Here is a 16436-nt window from a genome sequence, read left to right on the forward strand (position 1 = left end):
ATAATAGTCATATAAGGAGGTTCCCATGGCTACCAACAAACCCTCTGGCGACAATCATCGAAATGGAGCCGTCCGAAATAGATCTCAAGTATTAAATCCTCAAACCGGCAGATACGTCAAAAGAGATCTTAATACCGGGCGCTTCATGGATCAGAAATCCGATGGTGAAAAATTCAAAGGCGTTCGTGAAGAAAAATAAGGAGGAATTATGGGCAGTGGACAAAACAACAAACCAGCTGGCACAGATCGTCTCATTGGCGAAGATCAAGGCGACAACGGCATTGATAAATTCGATTCCTCGGGAGAAAAAGTAAAACGCTCCGGAACTGCTGATACCACAGGTAAGCAAGTGGACGAACGCTCCAGAAAAGATCTGGCAAAATAGCTGGACGTGTCCATTTGCGTGTGACAAAAAAGTGTTTAGTGTGTCACGCTGAAGTCTATGACGAAGAAAACTGTCAGCGTGTTTCTAGTTACATTTGTCACAGGGGCTGTATTTGGATGGTACCTGCACTATCCGCAGATTCCATATTATCCGAAATTACCCTACTACATAAAAACCACTTCAAATATTTTCGTCGGAGGCTGGAAAGGCCCAGACAAAGACGGATATTATCGGCGCGATCATACTCCGGCGAAATTACCGGCGGAAATTACTCCGGCTTTTGATTTGTCGAACAAGGGCATTCCATTTGTTTTGCACATAGATGACACTGGCCACACTGATCTCGAGCAAGAAGGCAATTACATGGTGATGGTTCACCGTATGGATGAAAACTATCACTTTGTGATGAAGCCCCTAACTCCGATTCCAACTCTGGAGAGATTCAGGGCTGACTAGAGGATAAATCGACATCAACTTCATATATCTTTCTCGCGGCAACAACGACTTTGTTAGATTTAATCGGGCGAACATCAGTTACTTCCCAGGCGAACAAGCCTGGCTCCCATTTATCCCAACAAGCATCCAGTAAATCGCCCGCCATAAAGGGACGAACATTTTTAATTTTAACTAATGCGACGGGTTTACCCGCGGGATCGATCTCGTCTTCTTTGCGCAAAAAGTTGTGATTTTCAACGATGAGAAGGTCGCCATCGAAATCAAAGTCGGCAGGGGGAGTCCAAGATCGGATCTCTAATTTTTTTTCGCCAGACGCAATCTTGCTTCCGTTGGGCCAAACGATGGAAAGGGCGTTGTATTTCATTGAGTAAGACGCTATTTGGGTTGGTGAATGAATGCAAGCAGTGATAGAAAATCTAAAATCACCGAGGTACCCATATGCCTGAATTGCCAGAGGTCGAAGTCGTCCGTAAAGGGCTTGAACAGATTCTAAAAAAAGAGCCGACTCTTTTAGACATTGAACTGAAGCGCCCTGATTTGCGCGATCCGATTCCGCTTAAAAAATTGAAAACTCTGATTGGCCAGAAGGTTCGCCGAGTCGAGCGCCGTGCAAAGTATCTTTTAATTTGGACCGACAAGGGCGGAATGCTTTCACATCTGGGTATGACGGGAACTTGGCGAGTGGCAGAAGAAGGTGATGAGCGTTTGCATGATCACATTTATTTGCACTTTTCAGGTGGGCTGCGGTTGGCTTACCGCGATCCGCGCCGGTTTGGGATTTTTGACTTTGTGGCCGCAGATGATGTTGCTGCGCATCCAAGGTTGAAGATTTTAGGGCCGGAACCGCTCAGTGCTGAATTTTCGGGCGAATCGTTGTGGCAGAGTTTGCGCAATAAACAGATTGCTTTAAAGGTCGCTATCATGGACCAAAAAGTGGTGGTGGGGGTGGGGAACATCTACGCCAGTGAAGCCCTTTTTGCGGCGAAAATTAAACCGACTTTACCAGCGAAAAAACTCTCTCTTGAGAGAGCAAATTTACTCGTGAAAGAGATCCGTCGCATCCTTGCGGAGAGCATAAAAAAGGGTGGTTCATCCATCAGTGATTTTGCCCAAACTTCAGGCGAAAGCGGGTACTTTCAAAACACGTTCAAAGTGTATGACCGCGCGGGGCAGCCCTGTGTTGTGTGCAAGCAACAGATAAAATCAAAAGTGATGGGCGGTCGAAATACTTTTTGGTGCGGACATTGCCAGAAATAATTTTTAAAATTTTATTGCTAAGGTATTATAAATTTGTATAACTTAGCCCTTAGTCGAGATTAACAAAAAACACAGACCAACCAATTTCGGGAAGTCTGTAATTATTTACGAAGGGACACAACAATGAAAGCTATCGTTATCGCAGCTTTGCTAGCACTTTCTTTCACAACTGGTTTCACTTGCTCTAAAAACCAACCAGCTGAAACAACAACTACAACTGAGACTACAACTACTACAGCTCCAGCTGATGGTACTGCAGCTCCAGCAGCTGACGCTACTGCTACTCCAGCGGCTGATGCAACTGCAACTCCTGCAGCTTCTCCAGCAGCTCCTGCAGGCGAAACTCACTAACTAGTTTTTTGCTAATTTAGTTAGTACAAAAAGCCACCTTCGGGTGGCTTTTTTTTTGCCTTCGAGACGGGCTGATGAAAAAGGCCCATCTGACTGCGTTGGAGCGGGCCGTCCTCGCTCCGACGTACCTTGAGTACGCCTGCGCTGCGGGCGGCCCGCTCCGCCTTGCATCTGGACCTTTTTGATCAGCCCTCTTGTTCTGGGGCGTTTCTATGAGCTTTGTGATTGTTTTTTGGCTGGCCCTGCGGGCGCCGCTGGTTTCTGGCTGGCTGTCGCCTTTGGCGACTTAGCGCCGCTGCTGGTGGGGCTTTCAGCCCCTTGCCCCCGTTGGGCTGCGCCCTTGCCCCGCTTGGGATGGGGAGGTTTTTGCCGGTTTTTCTTTGGGTTGGGGTGGATGAGGGATTCTTGGAATTAGGATTGGGGCTCTAGTTTTGACAGTACTTAAGCCCTCGTATTTGTTGGGTAAATGTGGGATCGCGCTTGCGTAGTGCACGATTGAGGAGTCTAATTAATGGGGTAAGCATTAATAAGGAGAATCATCGTGGATTCAATCAGCGTTTATGGGTATTTCTTAGAGTGCTGCACTTGGGCTTGGGTTTTGGGCTCGATTGTGGCGCTGTTGTTTGTTGGCTTCTTTGGAAGTCCTTTGATCGTTTGGACGATCTTGATTGCGGCAATCATGGTGGGCTTTGCGGCTCCGATGTGGTTGTTTGTTGTGGGTGCTGTTTTGGCAGTTATCTTCAACGTGCCGCCGATTCGTACAGCACTTGTTACTTCAGGTGTGTTTGCGATCTTTAAGAAGTTTCAATTCCTTCCTAAAATTTCTGATACTGAGAAAGCGGCGCTTGATGCCGGTGTGGTTTGGGTCGAGAAAGATCTTTTCTCTGGTAAACCTAATTTCTCTAACTTGATGAAAGAATCTTATCCGGATTTGACGGCGGAAGAGAAAGCTTTCGTTGAAGGCCCGGTTGAGACTCTTTGTAAAATGATCGACCACTGGGAAATCTATAAAACTAAAGAAATTCCTCCAGCTATCTGGGATTACATCAAGAAAGAAAAATTCTTGGGTATGATCGTTCCTAAAGAGTACGGTGGTCTTGGCTTCTCGGCACTTTGCCACTCTGAAGTTATCATGAAACTTTCTTCGCGCTCTTTGGCAGTAGCGATCCAAGTAATGGTTCCGAACTCATTGGGTCCGGCAGAGCTTCTGGCTCACTACGGTACGGATGCACAGAAAAAACACTGGTTGCCTCGTTTGGCTGATGGCTTGGAAATTCCTTGCTTCGGTTTGACGGAACCAAATGCAGGTTCTGATGCCGGTGCGATCACTTCTTCAGGCGTTCTTTTCAAAGACACTGATGGCAAAATCAAAATTAAACTAAACTGGAATAAACGTTGGATCACGTTAGCTGCGATCTCTTCTGTTATCGGTTTGGCGTTCCGTCTTCGTGACCCTGAAAATCTTTTGGGTAAAGGTGAGGACCTTGGTATCACTTGCGGTTTGATCCCTTCTAACACGCCAGGCGTTGTTTTGGGTCGTCGTCATGATCCATTGGGTACTCCGTTCTATAACTGTCCAACACAAGGTAAAGACGTTGTGGTTGTGGCTGAAGACGCGATCGTTGGTGGTCTTGCAGGTGCAGGCCGCGGTTGGATGATGTTGATGGAGTGTCTGGCTGCGGGTCGCGGTATCTCTCTTCCAGCTCAAGCAACAGGTGGTACGAAGCTTGCGATGCGCGTAACTTCTGCACACGCAGTAGTTCGTCGTCAGTTCGGTGTTTCAATCGGTAAATTCGAAGGTGTTGAAGAGCCTCTAGCTCGTATCGGCGCTTCGACTTATGCTTTGGAAGCGATGAGAAGATATTGCTTGGGTGCTTTGGATAAAGGTATCAAGCCAGGCGTTATCACAGCGATGCAAAAATACTATGCGACTGAAATGGGTCGTAAAGTGATCATCGATGCTATGGATATCATGGGTGGAGCTGGTATCTCTCTAGGTCCCCGTAACGTGCTTGCTGAAATTTATATCGCTACACCAATCGGTATCACGGTTGAGGGTGCAAACATCATGACTCGTACATTGATCATCTTTGGTCAAGGTGCGCTTCGTGCCCATCCTTTCGCTTACGCGGAGGTAAAGGCATACGAAGCTAATGATTTGAAAGGTTTCGACCGTGCATTCTTCGGTCACATTGGTCACATCGTACGTAACACGTGCCGTGCGATCTTGTTGTCATGCTCTCGCGGTTACTTGGCTGCGACGCCAGACTGCCATCCACAAATGAAAGTCTACTTCCGTCGTATGTCTTGGGCTTCTGCTACATTCGCATTACTATCTGACGTGGCGATGGGTGTACTCGGTGGTTCTTTGAAAATGAAAGAGAAAATCACAGGACGTTTCGCAGATATCTTGGCTCACATGTATATCGCAACAGCGATCCTTCGCCGCTTTGAAGCTGAAGGTCGTAAAGAAGAAGACTTGGCATTTGCTCACTACAACCTAAAAATGTGTATGGTTGAAATCCAAAAAGGTTTCGATGGTATCTTTGATAACTTGAAGATCCCAGGTGCTCGTTGGTTCTTTAAAGGCTGGATCGGTGCTTGGTCACGTATCAACTCCATCGGTTCTCAAGCCTCTGACGGTTGGACTCACGCTATCGCGTCAGAAATGATGAAAGAAGGCGGTATCCGTGATCGTTTGACTCAAGGTATTTACCTTCCTAAAGAACGCGATCAAGCTGTAGGCCGTTTGGATTACGCTTTCTCTGTTTCTTTAAGAGCAGAAGCTGCTGAAAAGAAAATCAAAAAAGCCATCCGTGACAAAGCTCTTCCTAAACAGAAGACAAACACATTGGTTGATGAAGCTCTGAACAAAAACATCATCACTTCCGAAGAAGCAAAACTTCTGAAAGAAGCAGACCAAGTCCGCTACGACGCGATCCTGGTTGATGACTACAACGAAGAGCAATACCACGCTAACAAAGTGATCCCTTAGTAAGGACGCAGAGTGTGAAGCAAAAGGTGCCTAGCACCAAAAACAAAACCCCGGTGATGAGCCGGGGTTTTGTTTTTAATATCTCCTATTGCGGAGTTCCCGCAGCGATCCAGTTGTCTACCAAAGTTCGTTGTGCCTGTGGCAGTAAACCACTTGTAGGCATCGGCTTGCTTGAGTTATTCATGCGCGACTTTATTTTCGAAGCTGCTGCTTTCGCTTGGGAATAGTTGGTTAAATCCAATCCCGCAGAAGCGCTACCAGCTTTGTGGCAGGCAAAACAACTTGTCGCAAAAACGCCTCCTGAGGAAGCTAACTGAGTGAACGTCACCGTCGCCGGAGTCGGTGACGGTGTTGGTGTCACAGTCGGCGTCGGTGTTGGTGTCGGTGTCACCGTGGGTGTAGGGGACGGCGTCGCTGTTGGAGAGGGTGTCACTGAAGGCGACGGTGAGGGAGTAACTGTCGGAGTAGAACTAACAGTCGCCGTCGGCATCGGTGTCACGGTCGGACTTGGTTGCACCACAGGTCCTGCATCCGCTACGCACTGAGCGTATTTATCTTGAGCAGCACCCCAGTACTGATTGATTTCATCGACTCGTGCCTGGTTTGCAGGCCCCGTGTAAGGCGGTTGGTGATTCGGATTAACGGCATTAGCTGAAACAAGTGCTGCACCCTTTGATACAAAAGCGTTGTAGGAAGTCAGCACTTCTTTACTGCCGAATACACCATTTCCTATTCCGCCAGCAAGATGGCAACCACCACAGCTCTGATTAAGAAAGGGATGAAAAGTATTGGCGTAAACTTTAACGAGAGCTTGCTCGCATGTAGAGCCATCTGCAGTCGAGAATTCGAAGCTACCCCCAGAGGGAGGAGCCATAGAACTTAGAGTCGTAAACCCCTCACCGCAGTTATTAAAAGAGACGACAGTGATGGCAGCCCCCAGGGCCCAAAATATTTTCTTTAGTTTGTAAGTTCGACTCAAGCTCGTCCTCCGGCAAAAAAATAGCCGACAATAAATCTTCTTTTATTCTCGGCTATAAATTAAGGAGGCAAAATAACCAGACATGCAGGTTCTCATAGTGAGTCGCAAGTTCTGGTACCGTTGTGTTCATAGACCATCAACCGGTGTAATGAAACGTCTTGATCTCTCCATTCATCTTTGGAATGGAAGGGGCAATGGTTTTTGCGCAGAACACGACATACTAATCTTTGCAGTTTTGAATAACTTCGCCTGTTGATCTGTTAACATTCACGGTTTTAACCGTGATCCACTTGTTAACATTCTTCTCAAGTATATCATCCCAAACGACATGGCGAACTTGCATGTGCACCATGAAAGACGCACCGTCAGGACGGCAAGGGCCGCGCGGATTTACATCTTCAGCAACCACTGTCTGAACATCTTCTGTCAGAAGTTTATTGGAGACAGATTCAAAGATTTTTAAATCATTCTCCTTTGAAGCGAACGCCAAAGTGGGTACTAGAAATAACATGGCTGCAAGTGTCTTCATGATAGGAATCTCCTATAAAATCTAAAAGTGCACTTTGGATATCATGGTTCTCGGAAATCGAGGGCAAAATCCGGTAAGGAAGGCAGCTTTCCTAGGGAATCAAAGGAAACGTTGTGGAATTTGCTGAGGCTGTCTAAAACATAGTCGCCAGTTATTGTATTTTACCAAGGTGGATAGCTGAGTGAGGAGAGCTCTTCTAATATTGAACTTCATCGGAGGTTACTGTGTTTGGATTAAAAGGTGGGACCATCTTTGTGGGATTGCTATTGTCTTCAGTGTTCGCGCAAGCAGAGCTGCAAATCACCGCAAATCAAAATATTTGGGCTGTGCCTTCCACCTCAAAAAGCTGTAAGGCCTGGAACGATGGTCAAGAGCAAGACAACATTAAACCCAAGTACATCAACCTTGGAAATCTTAGTTTCCTTTGGTCCAACCCGAAAAAGGACTTCCGCATTCGGGAAATTCGCGTTTCTATCCGTGATAAAATTCTGAAAGGCGGGGAGTATAAGTGCAGCGTCGTCGGTGACGAGTTGCTAGCATTGGGTATGGGAGATTGGCTGACTATCAAAAAGTCAGCAAGCCATCAGTACACTTATGTCGGCACGGATTGCGCCATGCTTTGCGGCGGGATCGCGTTTGCTGAAGATATCGCCGGAACCATGAACGGAAAAATCGAAGTGGTCGGCGATGCTTTGGAAGGCCCTGCTAAGGAAGAGCAGATTTTTGGTCTGCCCATCCAAGTGGATAACCTCGAGTTCTAAGGGCGGCGGCGAGACTTCGCTGCCAAAATCTTTTTCACAAAGCCATCATCATCTTCGTCAAAAATATCTCCGATGATTTCTTCAAAGATATTTTCCATGGTCACCAGGCCATTTAAATTCGCACGCTCATAGATGATTGCCATGTGCGAGTTCTGCTGCTGCATTTGCAATAGAATACGAAACACCGGCTCAAAAGCTTTAAACTTAAGAACGGGGCGGATCAGCGTCTGCCAATCAAGATTTTTATATTTAAGGGCCGTAAAGAATTCTTTGGAGTTAATCAAACCGATGATTTCGTTATCGTGCATGACGGGGATGCGGGTATGACCCGAATTCACGATAATCGTTTCCACATCCTCAATGGCGTCGTCTTTACGAACGAAAACCACTTCACTCCAGGGCACCATGATGTCCCGAGCGAGCAACTTGTCAGCGCTCACTAAGTTCATAATGTATTGCTTCGTTTGGTGTGGCAGATCTTCGAGTTCAAAGTCGTGCTCACCATGGTTATGATCATGAGTTTGGCCCAACGAAAAGACCTTCAAAATCATATGCGTGGATTTTTCCAGAATGGATACGAAAGGCGAAAGCACTTTTTCACCGTAATAAAGAGCCCGGGCCGACCACAGGGAAATCAGCAAAGATTTTCGTAAGGCCAAAGTCTTTGGTACCAATTCGCCCACCACGACGCTTAAGTAAGACAAAGGCAAAACCACTGTGACGATGGATAAGGCATCAGCCGTGCTCGGGGAAACCTTGAAGTGTTCTATATACAAAGGCGATAGAGCTTCTTCAGCCCCCGCTCCACCGACCGCGGCAGCCACAGCTCCCACGACAGTAATACCAATCTGAATGACCGATAGTGTACGTTCAGGGCTGGCTTTCAACTTTAATAAAAGGCGCGCTCGAGCATCGTTTCCAAGCTTTTGTAATTGGACTTTTCGGACTGTTACAAAGGCCATTTCAGCGCCTGATAACAGCATATTGATGGCAAGACAGATGATAACGACTAAGAACTCAGTCACAGTCGCTGCCTTGTTTGATTGTTGTAAAAGGGGAGGCTAATAGAAATTTGGGTAAGGGGTCAGGATTCATAGGTGCTCACAGTAACAAAAAAAAGGCCCGAATCAAAGATGTATTCGGGCGCCATGTAACAAGATTCTGTTAGTTAGATACTTTTGAGGATAAAGTTAAATGAGCGCATCATGGAGCTAAATGCCTGACGTTTGTTAATGAAGCCCAAATATGAAAAGTTGCGCACCAAAGGCAGATCCAGCTCTTCCTCGCTGTGGCCTGTATAAATCACAACGGGAATGGTCTTTTTAATCTTATTGACCTTTTTCTCAGTTAGAAGTCGATCCATTAACAAAAGTGTGTCGCGACCACCCATTTGTGGCATTTGCCAATCCAACACCACTAAGTCATAGGGTTTGCTCGCAAGCAGGGGGATTGCATCCTGACCGTCGAATGCCATGGTAACGTCGCATTTATAGTGATCTAAAATGTGTGACATCAACTTTACCGAGTCTAAGCTGTCGTCGATGACAAGAACTCGAGGGATGCGTTGCTTTTCTAGTGATGTCGATGAACTGGTATCTAGCACCATAAAACTCTCCTGTAATTGTCTTACTTTGATCATTTGAACCGATGTAAAACGGAGAATCTTCTAAAAGAGATTGTCTGACGGGATCTTAATAAAAGGTCTGTCGAAACACATACTGCGCTCGTGTTTCGACAGTCTAAAGGCTAATGAAACGTGAATTAAACGCTGAGTAATTACGCAAGTTCTTTGCGCGTTTGCTCGCTCACCACGGTTTCGCGGACCACAACAACTTTGATTTGCCCAGGGTAATTGCACTCTTCTTCAATCTTAGCTGCAATTTTTTTAGACAGATCTAAAGCGTGAAGGTCGTCGATTTTTTTACCGTTCACAAGCACGCGGCACTCGCGGCCACCACTCAGTACAAAACAGTCTGTGACTCCAGGAAAGCTTCGAGCGATGTCTTGAAGTTCAGAAACTTTTTGATTGTACGACTCGATCGTCGAGCGACGAGCGCCCGGGCGCGCACCAGAAACGGCGTCGGCTGCGATAACCAGGAAAGCATGATCCGTCGAAGGTTGTTCATCAAAGTGATGGGCTTTAACGGCGTGAACGACGTCAGGCGCCTCACCACGGGCTGCGATAAAGTCAGCACCGATCACGGCGTGTCCGCCTTCCATTACGTGGTCCATGGATTTGCCGATGTCATGTAGCATACCCACGCGACGAGCTTTCTTGATATCAAGTCCCAGTTCTGCCGCCATCAATCCTGCAAGCCAACCCACTTCACCGCAGTGGAAGTATTGGTTTTGCGTAAAGGAGTAACGATAGCGCAAAGAACCCATCATCTGTCGAACTTCAGCGTTAAGGCCTTCAAGCTTAAGCTCTTTCGCCATGGAGTCGCCATCGTGTTTGATGTTCTTGAAAAGTTCTTTCTTCTGATTCTCAGCAATTTTTTTGATGAACTCAGGAGTGATGCTTTTCTTTTCTTTAAAGATTCTTTCTAAGGTTCTGCGAGTCAGTTCGCGACGAACAGGGTCGAATCCGGCCACGCCAACCATTTCCATGTCTTGCTCGACGATGATATCGCAACCGCAGCTTTCTTGAACGGCTTTGATATTTGCGCCCGCAGGATCCACAAACAATTTGCGAACGTGAGCATCCGGGAAATTCACAGCGCCAATGCCGCGCTCAGCGCAGTAAGGTCGTGCAAAACGGTCGATCACCAAAGCAAGGATGCGTTTCGCGCGGGTCTCCGCATGCTCCTTCGCATCTTCTTCGTGTTCCTGTGCCAAGCGGGCCGCACGGCGAACAGCTTCGTCTTCCATTTTTGCTTTGAGTTCAGTTTTGAAATCTTCCGCCGACGTCCCCAGTTTCGCCGTGAGTTTTTGTATGAACTCACTATTCAAGGCTTTTTGAGCATCCTTGATTTTCGCAAGTTCGGCTTCTTGGCCACGTAAAACTTGTTCTTGGGCTTTTATATCGGCTTCGCGTTCCTGAAGTTTCTTTTTCTCTTCTTGAACGATGGAATCCGCTTTGGCTTTCTTTTCGTTTGCGACCTCTTGCAAATCTTCAATGCGACCTTCGGACTTGAGCATGTCAGGTTCCACTTTGGTCCACATTTCCATTTCGATTTCTTGAATGCGCTCTTTTTGCTCAAGCTCTTTCAGCTCGATCGCTTCCTTCGCTTCATCGACAATTTCCTGGGCGTCTTCACGCGCCAGACGAAGTGTGCGTTTCACATTCAACTTGTGCAAGGCCCAACCCAAAATCCCACCGGCGATAATTCCAACCAGGGCTGTAGCAATCAATGCAGTCATAAATACTCCTAACCCTCTAAGTTTACTGCCCATCCGGAAATAACGCAAATTTTCCGAGGGTTTACTTCGTGTGTTATTCAGTCTAGACTGACGCGCAGGGAGGCAATTATGGCCCAGATGGAAACGAAGACGCAATGGACAGGCAAAGGATTGGGTTTCGCGGCTCAGTCACGTGGAATGAAGTTCGTTATGGACGGAAAGCCTGCTGACGGGAGCGATCAAGGTCCATCTCCAAAGGAAGTATTGCTCGCAAGTATCTGTGCTTGTTCGGGAATGGATGTGGTTTCCATTTTGCAAAAAATGCGACTGGATCTTCAGTCCTGCGATGTTGATGCGCAAACTGAAACCACTGAAGGTCATCCTGCGATTTTCAAATTGGTTCGCGTTCAGTACCAAATCAAAGGCAGCAATATCAAGCCAGAACAGGCGACCAAAGCGGTTGTGCTGTCGATGACGAAATACTGTGGCGTAACTGCAATGGTATGTCCCACATCTCCAGTGGAATTTGAAGTGTTCTTAAACGAAACTAAAATTCACGAAGGCAAAGCAGACTTCACGCCGCATGAAAAGGAATCTCATTCATAATGTTGATCGATGTCGCGCAGTTTTATCATGAATTTGATTTCACCTATGCTCGCTCGCGAGGCCCGGGTGGACAAAACGTAAATCGCACCAATTCGGCAGCGATATTGCGCTGGAACTTGCGTGATTCACAAGCTTTGCCGGAAAATATCAAAGCACGTTTGCTCGAGAAACTGGCGACACAGCTGACGGTGGATGGTGATATTTTAATTCGCAGTGAAGAGTTCCGTGATCAGGATCAAAATCGCTCAGCTTGCTTAAAAAGACTGCAGGCATTGCTGCAAAAAGCTTTGTTTGTTCCCAAAAAACGTGTGGCGACGAAGCCCACACGCAGTTCAGTGCGCAAGCGCTTAGATTCTAAAAAACGCCACTCCGAAGTTAAAGCTGGACGCAAGAAGCTCTACTAGTGAGCTTCTGCGATGATAGGTTCTTGAGGAGTTTTCGTGGGGCCTTCTGTGGCTTGAATTCTTCTCGATAAATAGATCGCAAGCAAAGTCACCGCGATCGACATATAACCGACAATCTCATAATTTTCCAAACGGCCCGCACTGCTTTTCACGATGATAATTCCCGCAAGGTAACTGGCTGCTGCAGAAGAGAGCTGTTGCACGCAACTCACGATACTCATAAAGCTTCCACGATTTTGCGGGGAAGCTGTACCCGACACCAGTGCCGTTGCCGGAATCATTCGTCCCCCAGAAACCACAAAGAAAACAGACGTAATTGCAAGAACGATCCAAGCAGGATTCGGTCCCAGATTTGTGATGGCAAAAATCGGCAAAGTACAAAGCCCCGCGCCGTAAAGGAAAACTTTGTGCTTCCCATAACGATCCGACATGCGACCAATTGCTGGGGATGTGAAGATCGTGAATAACCCACCAATCATGTAAATCAATGGCAACTGAGCTTCCGTTAAGCCCGCATTGGAAACCATCGAGGGTGAAAGATAAGGCACGATCGCAAAGTGACCAAAGATCACCGCTGCCATAAAAATCAAAGCGCGCACTTGATTGCGATTTTTAAAGATACGCACCAGCCCCTGGTAGACGGCTTCTTTCTCGCGAGGGTGTTCCAAGTGACTGCGCACCGAAGGAACGCCAAAGTATGCGACCACACATAGAAACAAAGAAGCGATTCCTAAGAACAAGAATGGTGCATGCCAGGAATATTCGTTTGCCAAGAACAAGCTAAATGGCACGCCAAAAATCGAAGCCACAGAAAAAGATGTCATGATAACACCCATCGCAGAGCCACGACGCTCATATGAAATGGCATCACTCACAATCGAAAGAACCAAGGAACTCAGAACGCCACCAAAGACTCCAGTAAGTCCACGTGCCAAAAGTAATAGCTCATAAGTCGGGGAAAGTGCGCAGGCCACCGTGCCCACCGAAAAGCCGACAAAGAAAAACAGCAAAAGATTCTTGCGATCAAACTTGTCCATGAAGAAGGAAGCTGTGAAACCACTTAGCCCCGCACAGAAGCTGTATGATGACACAAGGAGTCCGAACTGATGGGGAGTGATTCCAAAAAGACGCATCAATTGTGGTCCCAACGGCATCATGATCATGAAATCCACGATCGAGCTGAATTGAACAGAAGCGAGAATGCCGAGAAGGATTTTTTCTTTTTTGGAAAACACTGCGGGGTCCTTTTGGTTGACGTTATAGAAAAATACCCGATAATCCAACTCTATGGCAACACTAAGTAAAATTTTGAAATCGGTTCTGGGCTTTGTACTTTTGGTCGCGATCACTTGGGTTGTTCTTGTCAACTACAGTGTGATCTTCTCAAAAACTGTCGTCGGTGAAGTGATCAATGTGGAGCGTGTCGAGCTTCCGGTGGCGTTGATCGCCCGTGCAGGTGGCGAACTGAATGAAAAAGTTTTCTCCTTCGCCATTAGTATCAAAGATGACACCACGAATGAATTGTTTGCTGCCACCTCTGAAGATCGTCAGTGGGCGATCGTGCAAAAGGGACAGTGTGCAGAAGCAGTGTATTTGCCATACCCACCTTGGGAGTTGAAGAAACGCGGAACATACTTTGGGGCCCGCTTGGTAAAATTGTACGAATGTCCGAAAAAGTAAGGTTCTAGGTTTTTTATGCACGAGATACTTCTTCTGATCACAGCAATCGGGGCGGGCTTCTTGGGAGCTCTCCTTGGCCTGGGAGGAGGTATCATCATCGTACCTGTTCTCACTCTGGTTTATCACATCGACATCCGCTACGCGATCGCCGCAAGTCTGATCTCTATCGTAGCAACTTCGTCAGGCGCAGCAGCTAGTTATCTGAAAGACTCTCTAACAAATTTAAGATTGGCCGTGTTCCTGGAAATCGGAACAGTCACCGGCGCCATCGTAGGCTTTTTGCTAGCTACGTACATCAAAGCACAATTTCTATTTCTACTATTCGGCACGTTCTTATTTTTCTCAGCTCTGATGATGCTAAGAAAACGCCATGAACATTACTCCGCTCACAATCACCCCTGGGCTGAAAAATTAAAACTAGACGGCAGCTTTCCCGAGGGCGGCGAATGGAAAACCTATAAAGTAGAGCACGTACCACTCGGCCTCTTCGCCATGTTCGGCGCAGGTATTCTGTCAGCGTTACTAGGAATCGGCAGCGGCATCTTCAAAGTCCTAGCAATGGACGGCGCGATGAAACTTCCAATCAAAGTTTCCTCAGCCACATCAAATTTCATGATTGGTGTCACAGCATCTGCCAGTGCCGGAGCCTATTTACTAAAAGGCGACGTGCGCCCCGAGATCGCTGCACCAGTCGCAGTAGGCATCATCATCGGCTCCATAATCGGCGCCAAAGCCATGGTAAAAATGCCCGCAGGAATCATAAGAAAAATCTTCGTAGTAGTTCTATCCATTGTCTCAGTACAAATGATAATGAAAGGGCTTAAGTAATGGCAGTAGAACCAAAACAAGATCAAGCCCTCCACGATCTAGAACTAAAAATCAGCAAAATGCTAAGAAGCGGAGTCTACATAGCCGGCATGCTCTTATTGATAGGCTGGCTATGGCAACTGTACCGCAGCGGCGACACCCTAAGCGACTTCCAAACCTACGAATCCAAATCCCTAACCGAAACCATCCACTGGGCCGTAGTAATGCAAGACCGCCCCCTAATAATCTCAATCTCGGGATTAGTAGTTCTAGTACTTCTACCAACCACAAGAGTATTCCTAACCGGCATCCTATTCATAAAACAAAAAGACCGCATCCTGGCAGTAATGGCCTTCGCAGTCTTCGCCTGTTTGGTAGCCTCATTCTTCCTAGGAATAGATCTTTAATAATTTCAAAATAACCTAGAAAACCTGTCCTGCGCTCCACCTTTGGTACGACAGTTTCAAACCCAGTTCAAAGCCACCGGGGGAGAGGTACTTGCAAAAGTCGACCTCCGTCGGCGCATGGATGCGCGAACCGCCAAAGGCGGCGACGGTGAGCCCGGATGGCGTGTCGACTTTTGCAAGTACCTCTTCACCGGTGGCGCCTTGAATCTCGGGAGAAGAAAAAAGAAAACCCCCGGTTGCAAAAGTTCTTCCTTGGTGAACTTGAATCGGGGGTCTATGAGATCAACTCCGTAAAGGGGAAGAATGTTGCAGAGGGAATGAATACATGGGATCTATTCTTCCTATGGGAGCTGTCTGTAACTTTATTGTTCTCCTCTTCGTGGAAAATGTCAAAATCAGCTGCTATAAGTGAAAAGTGCTGGCCCTTCTCTGGTCTCGAGTCTTAAGATAAAGGGCATGAATACAAAAATTTTCAAATTCAACGCCTTCCTTGCAGCTTACGGTCTATTTAAAATTCCTCTTTTGGTTTTCATCGGCCCTAAAGTCGTCGAGATGACGGATAAGAAGTTTGTGATCAAAATTCCGTTGGGCTATCGTACGAAAAATCATCTGAACTCCATGTACTTTGGAGCTTTGGGAGTTGGTGCGGAGCTTTCCATCGCCGCACCCGCGGTGCAAGTGATTGCTGAAAGCAAACAGAAGATCGATTTTATTTTTAAAGACTTCACAGCACAGTACGGAAAACGCGCGGACGGAGACGTTCACTTTATCTGTGATGAAGTGGAAGCGGTGACTTCACTTATTGAAGAGGCCAAGACAAATCCAGAACGCCTGGAAAGAAAAATGAAAGGCTACGCGATTGTCCCAAGCAAAAGCCAAGAGCCGGTAATGACTTACGAGCTGACTTTGTCGGTTCGTAACAGATCACTGAAATCTTGAACTGATTTCTGAGGTTTTGCTGTGGGTATCGAAGTTAAAGAAATCAAACACGCTTCCAGCGAGTACCAACTGGAAGTGAATCTAAGATATGAAGTTTTGCGAAGACCTTTGGGCTTAAAATTTTCCCAGGAAGATTTGCGCGCTGAAAAAGATGACGTCCATTTGGGTGCTTTTCGCGGCAAAGCTTTGTTCGGTTGTTTGCTGTTAAGAAAAGTCAGCGAAAGCGTCGTAAAGATGCGCCAAGTGGCCGTGGATCCCCATGCTCAAGGCACAGGTGTGGGCAGAATTCTGGTTGAAGCTTCCGAAGTAAAAGCTCGAGAACTCGGTTATAAAGAAATTGAGCTTAACGCTCGCGAAGCCGCAGTGCCATTCTATCTAAAACTCGGTTATGAAGTGATCGGCGAGACCTTCGGAGAAGTAGGACTTCCCCATAAAAAAATGCGCAAAAGTTTATAAAAAAAGGCACAGAATTTATCAGTGCCTTTTTTATTTCAGAATGCTTTGCGATTATTCATAATAGGTTTCGTTTTTTTTTGCGGAG

Annotated in this window: 21 protein-coding genes; 14 read left to right on the plus strand and 7 right to left on the minus strand. The window is 46.8% G+C overall.

Features of this window, described 5'->3' with window-relative positions:
* The first annotated feature begins 25 nt into the window (after nucleotides 1–25).
* From ACLSU7_RS01060 to ACLSU7_RS01070, 3 genes are read left to right on the plus strand one after another with little or no spacing between them, the layout of a single operon-like run.
* A complete protein-coding gene (locus ACLSU7_RS01060) occupies nucleotides 26–199 on the plus strand; it encodes a hypothetical protein (protein ID WP_413293670.1) in 174 nt (57 codons plus the stop codon).
* 9 nt (nucleotides 200–208) lie between these two features.
* Nucleotides 209–385, plus strand: a complete 177-nt coding sequence (locus ACLSU7_RS01065; protein ID WP_413293671.1) for a hypothetical protein — start codon at nucleotides 209–211, stop codon at nucleotides 383–385.
* A gap of 57 nt (nucleotides 386–442) precedes the next feature.
* Nucleotides 443–841: a hypothetical protein gene (locus ACLSU7_RS01070; RefSeq protein ID WP_413293672.1), complete on the plus strand. Its 399-nt coding sequence runs from the start codon at nucleotides 443–445 to the stop codon at nucleotides 839–841.
* Here the strand turns inward: ACLSU7_RS01070 and ACLSU7_RS01075 are convergent.
* Entirely contained in the window at nucleotides 828–1205 is a 378-nt protein-coding gene (locus ACLSU7_RS01075) for an ASCH domain-containing protein (protein ID WP_413293673.1), read from the minus strand. The genes ACLSU7_RS01070 and ACLSU7_RS01075 overlap by 14 nt on opposite strands.
* A 74-nt stretch (nucleotides 1206–1279) precedes the next feature.
* Here ACLSU7_RS01075 and mutM point away from each other — a divergent pair, with 74 nt between their 5' ends.
* The 3 genes from mutM (at nucleotide 1280) to ACLSU7_RS01090 (ending at nucleotide 5444) form a co-directional block, all read left to right on the plus strand.
* Entirely contained in the window at nucleotides 1280–2098 is an 819-nt protein-coding gene (mutM, locus tag ACLSU7_RS01080; protein ID WP_413293674.1) for a bifunctional DNA-formamidopyrimidine glycosylase/DNA-(apurinic or apyrimidinic site) lyase, read from the plus strand.
* A gap of 123 nt (nucleotides 2099–2221) precedes the next feature.
* Nucleotides 2222–2449: an acylneuraminate cytidylyltransferase gene (locus tag ACLSU7_RS01085; RefSeq protein ID WP_413293675.1), complete on the plus strand. Its 228-nt coding sequence runs from the start codon at nucleotides 2222–2224 to the stop codon at nucleotides 2447–2449.
* Between the two features lie 541 nt (nucleotides 2450–2990).
* Entirely contained in the window at nucleotides 2991–5444 is a 2454-nt protein-coding gene (locus ACLSU7_RS01090; protein WP_413293676.1) for an acyl-CoA dehydrogenase, read from the plus strand.
* Nucleotides 5445–5529: 85 nt separating this feature from the next.
* Here the strand turns inward: ACLSU7_RS01090 and ACLSU7_RS01095 are convergent, their stop codons facing one another.
* Both ACLSU7_RS01095 and ACLSU7_RS01100 read right to left on the minus strand, forming a co-directional pair.
* The gene (locus ACLSU7_RS01095) at nucleotides 5530–6423 is read right to left on the minus strand and encodes a hypothetical protein (protein ID WP_413293677.1); all 894 of its coding nucleotides are present in this window, start codon (nucleotides 6421–6423) and stop codon (nucleotides 5530–5532) included.
* A gap of 220 nt (nucleotides 6424–6643) precedes the next feature.
* Nucleotides 6644–6952, minus strand: coding sequence for a hypothetical protein (locus tag ACLSU7_RS01100; RefSeq protein WP_413293678.1), 309 nt, complete (start codon nucleotides 6950–6952; stop codon nucleotides 6644–6646).
* Nucleotides 6953–7176: 224 nt separating this feature from the next.
* Between ACLSU7_RS01100 and ACLSU7_RS01105 the strand changes: the two genes are divergently transcribed.
* Entirely contained in the window at nucleotides 7177–7713 is a 537-nt protein-coding gene (locus ACLSU7_RS01105; protein ID WP_413293679.1) for a hypothetical protein, read from the plus strand.
* Here the strand turns inward: ACLSU7_RS01105 and ACLSU7_RS01110 are convergent.
* From ACLSU7_RS01110 to ACLSU7_RS01120, 3 genes are all read right to left on the minus strand, one after another.
* Entirely contained in the window at nucleotides 7710–8738 is a 1029-nt protein-coding gene (locus ACLSU7_RS01110; RefSeq protein WP_413293680.1) for a hemolysin family protein, read from the minus strand. The two genes, ACLSU7_RS01105 and ACLSU7_RS01110, sit on opposite strands and share 4 nt — an antisense overlap.
* Nucleotides 8739–8881: 143 nt before the next feature.
* Nucleotides 8882–9319: a response regulator gene (locus ACLSU7_RS01115; RefSeq protein WP_142700529.1), complete on the minus strand. Its 438-nt coding sequence runs from the start codon at nucleotides 9317–9319 to the stop codon at nucleotides 8882–8884.
* 170 nt (nucleotides 9320–9489) lie between these two features.
* Nucleotides 9490–11073 carry an Rnase Y domain-containing protein gene (locus tag ACLSU7_RS01120; RefSeq protein ID WP_413293681.1) on the minus strand — a complete coding sequence of 528 codons (1584 nt, stop codon included), beginning with the start codon at nucleotides 11071–11073 and terminating at the stop codon, nucleotides 9490–9492.
* Nucleotides 11074–11190: 117 nt separating this feature from the next.
* Here ACLSU7_RS01120 and ACLSU7_RS01125 point away from each other — a divergent pair, with 117 nt between their 5' ends.
* Together ACLSU7_RS01125 and arfB are read left to right on the plus strand one after the other, a co-directional pair.
* Nucleotides 11191–11658 (plus strand): OsmC family protein, encoded by a 468-nt coding sequence (locus ACLSU7_RS01125; RefSeq protein ID WP_413293682.1) that lies wholly within the window; start codon nucleotides 11191–11193, stop codon nucleotides 11656–11658.
* Entirely contained in the window at nucleotides 11658–12062 is a 405-nt protein-coding gene (arfB, locus tag ACLSU7_RS01130) for an alternative ribosome rescue aminoacyl-tRNA hydrolase ArfB (protein WP_413293683.1), read from the plus strand. The genes ACLSU7_RS01125 and arfB overlap by 1 nt, the downstream gene beginning before the upstream one ends.
* Here arfB and ACLSU7_RS01135 read toward each other — a convergent pair.
* A complete protein-coding gene (locus ACLSU7_RS01135; protein WP_413293684.1) occupies nucleotides 12059–13297 on the minus strand; it encodes an MFS transporter in 1239 nt (412 codons plus the stop codon). The genes arfB and ACLSU7_RS01135 overlap by 4 nt on opposite strands.
* A gap of 52 nt (nucleotides 13298–13349) precedes the next feature.
* Here ACLSU7_RS01135 and ACLSU7_RS01140 point away from each other — a divergent pair, with 52 nt between their 5' ends.
* The 5 genes from ACLSU7_RS01140 (at nucleotide 13350) to ACLSU7_RS01160 (ending at nucleotide 16351) form a co-directional block, all read left to right on the plus strand.
* On the plus strand, nucleotides 13350–13742 hold the full coding sequence (locus ACLSU7_RS01140) for a hypothetical protein (protein WP_413293685.1): 393 nt from the start codon (nucleotides 13350–13352) through the stop codon (nucleotides 13740–13742).
* A 15-nt stretch (nucleotides 13743–13757) separates the two neighbouring features.
* The gene (locus ACLSU7_RS01145; RefSeq protein WP_413293686.1) at nucleotides 13758–14570 is read left to right on the plus strand and encodes a sulfite exporter TauE/SafE family protein; all 813 of its coding nucleotides are present in this window, start codon (nucleotides 13758–13760) and stop codon (nucleotides 14568–14570) included.
* Nucleotides 14570–14956 carry a DUF1634 domain-containing protein gene (locus tag ACLSU7_RS01150; protein ID WP_413293687.1) on the plus strand — a complete coding sequence of 129 codons (387 nt, stop codon included), beginning with the start codon at nucleotides 14570–14572 and terminating at the stop codon, nucleotides 14954–14956. Before ACLSU7_RS01145 ends, ACLSU7_RS01150 begins: the two co-directional genes overlap by 1 nt.
* A gap of 456 nt (nucleotides 14957–15412) precedes the next feature.
* Entirely contained in the window at nucleotides 15413–15895 is a 483-nt protein-coding gene (locus ACLSU7_RS01155) for a DUF4442 domain-containing protein (RefSeq protein ID WP_413293688.1), read from the plus strand.
* A 21-nt stretch (nucleotides 15896–15916) separates the two neighbouring features.
* Complete coding sequence (locus tag ACLSU7_RS01160) at nucleotides 15917–16351, plus strand: GNAT family N-acetyltransferase (protein WP_413293689.1); 435 nt, start codon at nucleotides 15917–15919, stop codon at nucleotides 16349–16351.
* The last annotated feature ends 85 nt before the right edge of the window (nucleotides 16352–16436 follow it).

This window comes from Bdellovibrio sp. HCB185ZH, assembly GCF_047302455.1.
Lineage (GTDB): Bacteria > Bdellovibrionota > Bdellovibrionia > Bdellovibrionales > Bdellovibrionaceae > Bdellovibrio.